Source organism: Endozoicomonas ascidiicola, from assembly GCF_001646945.1.
Taxonomy (GTDB): Bacteria; Pseudomonadota; Gammaproteobacteria; order Pseudomonadales; family Endozoicomonadaceae; genus Endozoicomonas; species Endozoicomonas ascidiicola.
This window is the reverse complement of sequence record NZ_LUTV01000002.1, coordinates 169,900-178,028: the sequence shown is the minus strand read 5'-3', so window position 1 is coordinate 178,028 and position 8,129 is coordinate 169,900. Positions and strand designations below refer to the sequence as shown.

The 8,129-nt window shown below is 47.0% G+C and carries 8 protein-coding genes; 3 read left to right on the top strand and 5 right to left on the bottom strand.

Annotated features, from left to right (window positions below; translation table 11 throughout):
• Positions 1-304, top strand: a 304-nt coding sequence (locus AKL11_RS04875) for a transposase (RefSeq protein WP_067515505.1), incomplete at its 5' end; no start/stop codon positions are given.
• On the opposite strand, the gene AKL11_RS04870 is transcribed toward AKL11_RS04875, so the two are convergent.
• The 3 genes from AKL11_RS04870 to AKL11_RS04860 all read right to left on the bottom strand — a co-directional run bounded on the left by AKL11_RS04870 (position 301) and on the right by AKL11_RS04860 (position 3,743).
• Positions 301-1,053 carry a hypothetical protein gene (locus tag AKL11_RS04870; protein WP_067515504.1) on the bottom strand — a complete coding sequence of 251 codons (753 nt, stop codon included), beginning with the start codon at positions 1,051-1,053 and terminating at the stop codon, positions 301-303. The two genes, AKL11_RS04875 and AKL11_RS04870, sit on opposite strands and share 4 nt — an antisense overlap.
• A gap of 137 nt (positions 1,054-1,190) precedes the next feature.
• Positions 1,191-2,891 carry a bifunctional protein-serine/threonine kinase/phosphatase gene (locus tag AKL11_RS04865; protein WP_067515503.1) on the bottom strand — a complete coding sequence of 567 codons (1,701 nt, stop codon included), beginning with the start codon at positions 2,889-2,891 and terminating at the stop codon, positions 1,191-1,193.
• 39 nt (positions 2,892-2,930) lie between these two features.
• A complete protein-coding gene (locus AKL11_RS04860) occupies positions 2,931-3,743 on the bottom strand; it encodes a formate/nitrite transporter family protein (protein WP_067515502.1) in 813 nt (270 codons plus the stop codon).
• 278 nt (positions 3,744-4,021) lie between these two features.
• Between AKL11_RS04860 and AKL11_RS04855 the strand changes: the two genes are divergently transcribed.
• Positions 4,022-4,561 (top strand): ferredoxin-type protein NapF, encoded by a 540-nt coding sequence (locus AKL11_RS04855; RefSeq protein ID WP_067515501.1) that lies wholly within the window; start codon positions 4,022-4,024, stop codon positions 4,559-4,561.
• Between the two features lie 190 nt (positions 4,562-4,751).
• Here the strand turns inward: AKL11_RS04855 and AKL11_RS04850 are convergent, their stop codons facing one another.
• Together AKL11_RS04850 and AKL11_RS04845 are read right to left on the bottom strand one after the other, a co-directional pair.
• Positions 4,752-6,179: a sigma-54-dependent transcriptional regulator gene (locus tag AKL11_RS04850; RefSeq protein WP_067515500.1), complete on the bottom strand. Its 1,428-nt coding sequence runs from the start codon at positions 6,177-6,179 to the stop codon at positions 4,752-4,754.
• A complete protein-coding gene (locus tag AKL11_RS04845) occupies positions 6,176-7,885 on the bottom strand; it encodes a two-component system sensor histidine kinase NtrB (protein ID WP_095210191.1) in 1,710 nt (569 codons plus the stop codon). Before AKL11_RS04845 ends, AKL11_RS04850 begins: the two co-directional genes overlap by 4 nt.
• Before the next feature lies 1 nt (position 7,886).
• Between AKL11_RS04845 and AKL11_RS04840 the strand changes: the two genes are divergently transcribed.
• A complete protein-coding gene (locus tag AKL11_RS04840) occupies positions 7,887-8,129 on the top strand; it encodes a hypothetical protein (RefSeq protein WP_095210190.1) in 243 nt (80 codons plus the stop codon).

Genomic DNA, 8,129 nt, shown 5'->3' with positions numbered 1-8,129 from the left:
GCAAATGGCCGCTCCCAAGTACAGTTCTGGTGACCGTTACACGGTGGTAATGGTTGATAACGCCAGTATCCACACGAGTCGGTTATTCCGAGAGGAGCTGGCCGACTGGGCGATCGMAAAGAAGATACTTGTCTGCTATCTGCCAACCTACTCCCCAGAACTGAACTTGATAGARATGCTATGGCAAAAGGTGAAGTATGAATGGTTGAATCTCTTTGAGGTCATGGACTTTAAGGCGTTTGAAGCAGAAGTCATACGAGTGTTTGAGCAGGTCGGTCAGGAATATATGATTTCATTTGGTTAACTACTTAAAGCCTTTTTCTTGTCAACTGGTTCTAAATTATCTATTCGTTCCTCGCTAAATCCGAATTTCTTAAGAACTTCCTCAGGTAAACTGTTTAGCAGCTTTGCCTTTGCTGAATATTGCCCGTTTTGATTTCTGATAATAATCTCAGTGAAAGCTTTTTCACTGTTTTTTTTATCTATTCTGTTTGCATACATCGTTCTTGGTTTTACCGGTGGTGGCGATTTTTTTGCCGGTAAAGTTTGGTTTGCGGTTGACTGCTTGCTGGGTGAGGCAGGCCTTTTTCTGGCGGCAGGCTCTCCTCTTGCTTTCTTAATGGCTGATTCGTGAAAACTGATTAATGATTGAATACCTTGTTTTTGATAAGTAGGTTTGTTTTTTCTCAGTTTTGCTACTAATTCTGCAGCGCTTAATTTTTGGAACGCGTTATTGTTCTGAGCCTTTGTTTTATCTGTGCTGGGTTGATATGGATTATTAGTGGATTTTAGAGAGGTAGTAGGGCTGTTTTTTACTGATCTTTCAACACATGTCTTTTCTGTGAGGACATGGTTTTTAGGTTCAGTATTTAGCCTGCTGTTATCGGTTACTTTATTAGCATGAGCAAGTACAGGCTGGATTGACTGATTGGCAATGATTCGGCTTTCAAATCTACGCGCCTTTTCTTGGACATTGCCTTTCTCTACTGGCTTTTGATAAAAGGCAGTAATTTTTGATTGTACTCTTGTTTCTAATCCTGGTGCAGTAGTCATAATAAATCCTTGTATTTGCCCCTCGCAAAAAATAGACTTTGAACGAATGAGGAAACATTCCCATATCAGGGATTAATAAGAAATAAGACGTTTGGCTATTTACAGCTAAAGTTGGGTATCAGCCAGAACCCAGCGGATTAAAAGTGCTGAGCCAGAGCAATAATAGCAAGCACCAGAGAGGTTACCTGCCAGAAGCGCACAGGATCTCTATCTATAAGGGGTTGATGCCGTTTAATGGCGTAACTCGGATCAGGCTTATAAAGACAATGAATGAATTCAGAAACTTCCTGATAGCGTTTAGCTGGTGTGACAGCGACAGCTTTACAAATTGCATCATCAACCCAATTTGGCACCATTGGGTTGATGAGGCTCAGAGGGCGATAAGTCAATTTTTTCTGATTGGCTGCACTGGTTATTCGGGCAACCTCTGTGCCAAAGGGCAGCTTACCCGTTAGTAATTGGTAGGTGATGACGCCAAGGGAGAAAATGTCCGATCGCGTGGAGCCTGCTAGACCAATGTAGTATTCCGGCGCAGTGTATTGAGCCGTTCCGGGTATACTGTTGATCTCCCGTTTTATTTCTGAAATACCCTGAATACGACATGACCCCAAGTCAATAATGGTTACCGTGCCATTGCCGTCAATCATAATGTTGGCTGGCCTGAGATCTTGATGAATCACTTCTTTACGATGCAGCGCCTGCAGACCTTTGCCAATCTGACTGATAATATCTCGAACGGTTGTCAGGTCGGGCCTGGGGTTATCAATCATCCACTGAGCCAATGTTCTCCCTCTGATGTATTCAGTGGTGGTATAGAGATAGCTGCGGTGTTGACTCATCGTGGCTGCTTTCACCAGATGCGGGTGGTTCATTCGCCGGAGTACCCACTCTTCCATTAGCAGGGCTTCCAGAAACGGTTGGTTTTCTCGGTGCTCCGTGGGTGGGGCTTTGATGACGATTTCTTTCTGGGTTTGCATATCCAGTGCCAGATAAACATGGCTTCGACTGCTGATGTACAGTTCTCTTAGAATTTTGAGTCCATCTATTTCTCTGCGGGCTTCCAGCCTCGGCAAGCCGGTTTTATCAGCCTGTTTACTGACTTCATGGTATGCCTTTTCGGGCAGCTGTTTTACTTCGATAATCTGGCTTGTGAGATTATCCAGGCTGCTATTGTTAAGCGCTGTTTTTCCAAATTTTTCTGCAAGAGCATTCAGGCTGCCAGATGGCTGCTCCTTGAGCACATCCAATAATGAAACGTGCTCGTGAATACCATCGGTGGTTAAAAGAAAGTGATCACCTTTATTCAGTTCTACTTCGATGTAATCAAGCTTTACTCTCTCTTGCACACCTAAACCATTGGTCAGATAACTGATGTCTTTTGATACTTCTCTCCTGTGGTCGGCGGTCAGTTGTTCCAGATTATCTTGGGAATATCGGTAGATTCGGCTATCGCCCAGATGGAAGATATAGGCGGTATTGGATTTCAAAATCAAGGCTGAAAAGGTAGAGATATACCCTTTGTCTTTATTAAAGCGGTTCGGTCCACGCTGACTTTGTGCAAACAGCCAGCTATTTATTGCCTGAATAACACGGTGAGCTGAGGTTTTAACGGACCAGGTTTCGGGAGTGCTGTAATAATCTTCGAGAAAACTGCTGATGGCCGTATGACTGGCAATATGGCTGACATCGCTGGAACTGATGCCATCGGCAATGGCGATGGCAATGCCTTTGGTTTCCAATAAATGGCCATCAGGGATTCGGGCACCATAAGCATCCTGATTACGGGCTTTTCTGCCTTTGTCACTGTGCTGACCAAGATCGACGGTTAACTTCTTCATGTTGGATTGCCGCTACCTGAGTAGCGACCTTAACATTCCTTATACAACCTGGCGTTCTGGGCTGGTTTTTACATGGGTGTAGTACAGTGGTAAGCCTACCAGAAACAGACCGCCAACCAGATTACCAAGCACCGTTGGCAGTTCGTTCCAGATCAGGTAGTCAGCAACAGTGAAGTCACCACCCATGATCATGGAGAATGGGAACAGGAACATGTTCACGATGGAATGCTCAAAGCCCATAAAGAAGAACAGCATAATTGGCATCCACATAGCCATCATCTTACTGCCAGCGGAGGTGGAAATCATGGCGCCAACCACACCCATGGACACCATCCAGTTGCAGAGCATGCCCCGGATAAAAATAGTGATCCAGCCAGACAGGCCGTGTTCTTGATAGCCAACGGTTCGTGATTCACCAATGCTGCTGACTTTTGCCGCGATAGCGCCGCCATCAATACTGTATCCATAAGTCAGAATAAACGACATAAAGAAGGCGACAGTCATGGCGCCACCAAAGTTACCCAGGAAAACCAAGCCCCAGTTTCTAAGAACCTGCTGTGGTGTAACACCGGGCCGTTTATCCAGAAGTGCCAGCGGTACCAGCGTAAATACACCAGTAAGCAGGTCAAACTTCATCAGGTAAAGCATGATGAAGCCTACAGGAAATAGAATGGCACCAATCAAGGGCGAGCCACTTTTAATAGTGACGGTGATGGCAAACATGGCAGCAAGTGCCAAAATAGCACCCGCCATAAACGCACGGATAAGCGTGTCCTTATTAGACATATAGATTTTGGATTCGCCGGAATCCACCATTTTTGTCACAAATTCACTGGGTTCGATATATGCCATTGTTATTAACCTTGTTGAGGCGATTGGGTATGAACTTCCTAAAGCAAGGCCGATGCCAAGCTTGTTCAACCCATGAACAACCAGTGAATTAAACGAAAAACCTTTATCCACTGCCCTGAAATAACCCATGTTATTTAGTTTGGGTAAAGCAAAGCACCGTAATGAGGCGTTTTGGAGTTGGTGGTTATTGCGTTCAGGAAACGGTAGAACTACTTCTTAAAAATCAGCCAGTGTTTGGCTAAAGTCTCTCTTCCTGTTACCGGTTTCCCAGTGAAGCAATGTTAGATATCAACAAAACAAATGATGAGCAGCTAGAGTCGCCTGCACGACGGGCGTTGTTTCGTCGGTTTGCGCCGGAGCAACCGCCTGTTGTTCCCGGTAGCCAATATCCCCGGCCTCCCTGGGCCGTTGAAAATGCTTTGTTTCTGGCGCTTTGCACTCAGTGCGATGCATGCATCAGCCAATGCCCGATGCGAGTGCTGGGAAAATCGGATGAGAAAGAAGAAATTCTGCACGGTCGCCCGATTCTGGATCTTGCTTATGGCAGCTGTGATTTCTGTGGGAAGTGTGTTGATGCTTGCCCAACCGGTGCGTTAGATAAGGACCGTGGGAAAAAACGACAGGCTATCCCTTTATTAACAGGGAGCTGTCAGGCTGAGCTTGGGATGAACTGTCATCTGTGTGCCGAAGCCTGCAGTGAGCAGGCTATCGAATTTAATGCGAGTAAAAAGCCAGTGATTGATCTTGAACGCTGTACAGGCTGTGGTGAGTGCACCATGGACTGTTATAGTCGTGTGCTAATCATGTCAAAATATTAAGGGTTTGTCCTGAAATAACTTACACATTTCAATTAACGTTTTCCGTTTTCCGTTTTCCGTTTTCCGAAAAAGCTGGGGCACTCGCGCTTTTTCGGACTACGGCCTACGGATAGCGGTCAACGGTCTCAACGATGCTTCAAGGCCTCAGTAAATGTGGATCTTGTTTCGGGGAAGCTCCTAGGGGAAGCTCCTAAGTGGTTGTTTTCTTTCTGGGTATGCCAAGTCTTTGCCGTCTTTCCCAGAGCGTTTTACGACTGATTCCGAGCTTTTGTGCCAGCTCCGTTTCTGTCATCTGATCCTGATGTTCAAGAACAAAACGCTGGAAATAATCTTCAAGGGTCAGCCCATCCTGAGACTCTTCAGCATCGGTTCGGAAGAGCACCTGTTTAACACGCACCTCAATATCCAGATGTTCAGGGGTAATAATATTGTCTTCTGAAAGAATGACTGCCCGCTCGATGGCGTGTTCCATTTCTCTGACGTTACCCGGCCATTGATACTGAGACATGGCGGCCATGGTTTCTGGCGCCAGTGAGAAAACTTCCAGATCCATTTTTTTACAGGTTTTTTCCAGCAGCCGTTCTGCCAGCATGAGTATGTCACCGCCCCGCTCACGTAACGGAGGAATGCGGAGTTCGACCACTTTGAGGCGGTAATAGAGATCTTCCCGGAACTCATTTTGTGATGACAACTGCTTCAAGTTTCTATGGGTAGCGGCGATTAATCGTACGTCCACAGACTGAGACTGAACCGAACCTACACGACGAATTTCTCCTTCCTGTAGAACCCGCAACAGTCGAGCTTGAGCTTCAAGGGGTAGTTCACCAATCTCGTCCAGAAACAGAGTGCCGCCATTCGCTGCTTCAATGAGACCGGTTCTGGCGGCGTTTGCCCCCGTAAAAGACCCTTTTTCATGACCAAAAAGTTCGGACTCAATCAGTGTTTCCGGAATGGCGGCGCAGTTAACTGAAATCATCGGACCTTTGGCGCGACGACTGTTTTCATGAAGGGCACGGGCAACCAGTTCCTTGCCGGTGCCTGATTCTCCCTGGATCAGAACGGTGGCATCGGTAGGTGCTACTTTCTGAATCTGTCGGAAGAGCAAATTCATGCCGTCACACTGTCCTAGAATGCCACTGAAGCCAGCATCAGACGACAGGGCGGCCTGTTTAACATCTGTTGTACCATTTTGATTTTCAGAGATGTCCTGGGCGAGGGTGTCTTTCTTTTTTATGGCCTCAGCCACTCTTTCCAGCATCTCGGCATGATCAAAGGGCTTGGCGATATAATCCACCGCACCTTGTTTCATGGTAGAAACAGCAGAATTGAGACTGGCATAGCTGGTCATGATTAACACTGGGATGGTGCCCGCGAGATTAATCATCTCGGTTCCCGGTTTGCCTGGAAGACGTAAGTCACTGATGATCAAATCATAAGAATCATCTTTAAGCAGGCTATCTTCGGCTTCATAAACGGAGCCGGTTTCTGTGACACTATAGCCCTGACGCTCCAGAAGCCTGCGCAGAGATGAACGGATTATTTCTTCGTCTTCGACAATGAGAATCTTGCCCTGAACTTTGTCTTGAACCTTGCCCTGAACCGTAGTGCTCTGACTCATGCCGTTTCTCCCTGCAGCTCATAGACTGATTCTGTTGTAATTGGCTCTGCTTCGTAGCGTGGAAGGGAAATCATAAAACACGTCCCTCGTCCGGTATTCGCATCCAATGGGCTTATCACCTGAATGCTGCCGAAGTGCTCTTCAATGATATTCCAGGTAAGGGCAAGGCCAAGACCTGTGCCTTTTCCTGCTTCTTTGGTGGTAAAAAATGGTTCAAAGAGTTTTTCCTGAATCTCTTTTGGAATACCGTGTCCCTGGTCTTCAACTCGAATGGTCACCGTATGCTGGTTAGCGCTGGTAGTGACTGAAATCAAGCTGGTGATCTCAGGGTCAGAATCAGAAGCATCCGCTGCATTTTTTAACAGATTAATGAACACCTGTTGCAGTTTTTGGCTGTTGCCAGAGACGCAGAGCCCCGCTGAGCACAGATTACGGAACTCGATATTGCTGTGCTTATGACTTAATTGCAACAAACTAACCGCTTCCTGAATCGTGCTGCATATTTCAACAGGTTCTGAGGAGAGTGATTCATTAGACAGTTGTTGTCTGGCTCCTTTCTGTCCAGAATGCGCATAAGAGACCAGAGTTTGAACAATGCGGCTGACCCGTTTTGTCTGTTCAAGAATTTGCTGGGAACTTTCTTTAATATCCGGATCACTGGAGAGCGCACTCATCTCCTGGGCGAGACAATCGATACCCGTGATTGGGTTACCAATTTCATGAGCGACACCTGCCGCCAGTTGTCCAATAGACGCCAAACGTTCGCTGTGGAATAACTGTTCTTCCAGAAGCTGGGTTTCTGTTTGATCTTCCATCAGGATAACCTGGTTACCGCCAGTACCGGAGGCGGGTGCATGAATTGTGGATTTATGCAGGTTGAGGTATCGAACGCCCCCGTCAATCTCAATGCGGTGTTTGGTCAGGTGTTTGCCTTCAAGGCGAAGAAACTCATTGAGTACCGTTTTCCATGGCTCTGGAATATCCCTCAACGGCATACCCAGCACGGCTTCTGTTTCGATGCCGGTAAGTTCAGCCATGGCTGGATTCCAGAACATCACATCACGGTCACTGATCAGCCCATTACTGGTGTTGCTGATAGAGTCGATGGCACAGACGGCCATGGGCAACGAGTTCAATGTGTCTCGATGATAGCGGCGCAGGCTGTCCAGTTCGCCGGCAAGACCGGTGAGTCGGGTATGGTAATCCTCCATCCGCGATTCCATGAAATGAATATCCCTTGGCACGTAATTGCTTTCAGCATCCAGTGGTAGAAACGAATCAACAATATCATGGGCAATGGTGGGGCCCATTAAGCCGGAAAGATTGGTTTCAATGCGATCTCTTAAGCGCCTGAGAGAATGTGGACGATTGTCGTCTGCTCGCATATTCAGGTCGCTCAGCGCTTTACTGATTTCCTTTTGGGCAGCAACTGGGCCAAGTGGGGCACTGAGCATTTCCTGGAACTCATAGGACGATCGAGCCTGGGGGATTTTATGAGGCTGTTGACCAACTTCTTTAACCAGGCAGGCTGCCGCAGCACTGCGTTCTTCATCAGACATGCCGGTTAATTTAGACATCAGGAAAAACACCAGTAGATTGACCGCCAATGATGACATGGCCGCCAAGGAATAGTCCCCAATTAACTTCCCTATTTTCAAGAGATCAGGAATCGTCGATAATTGCTCCGCATGAGTGCAGGAGGTCATCTTGGGCAGTTATTCGACGACAGTAGAGGTTCAAATGGTTCGGTTTTATCAGTCACTCAACGAGAGGGATCGTCGTCGCTATGCTGCGATTGAAGCGATAAAGCTTGGGCATGGTGGCATCGAATTCATTTCTCAGTTACTGGCTTGTAACCCGAAAACGATTCGTCGAGGTATCGCTGAGCTGGAATCAGAACATCTGAACGCTGATCATCAGCGAAAAAAAGGGGCGGACGCACACCGCTGA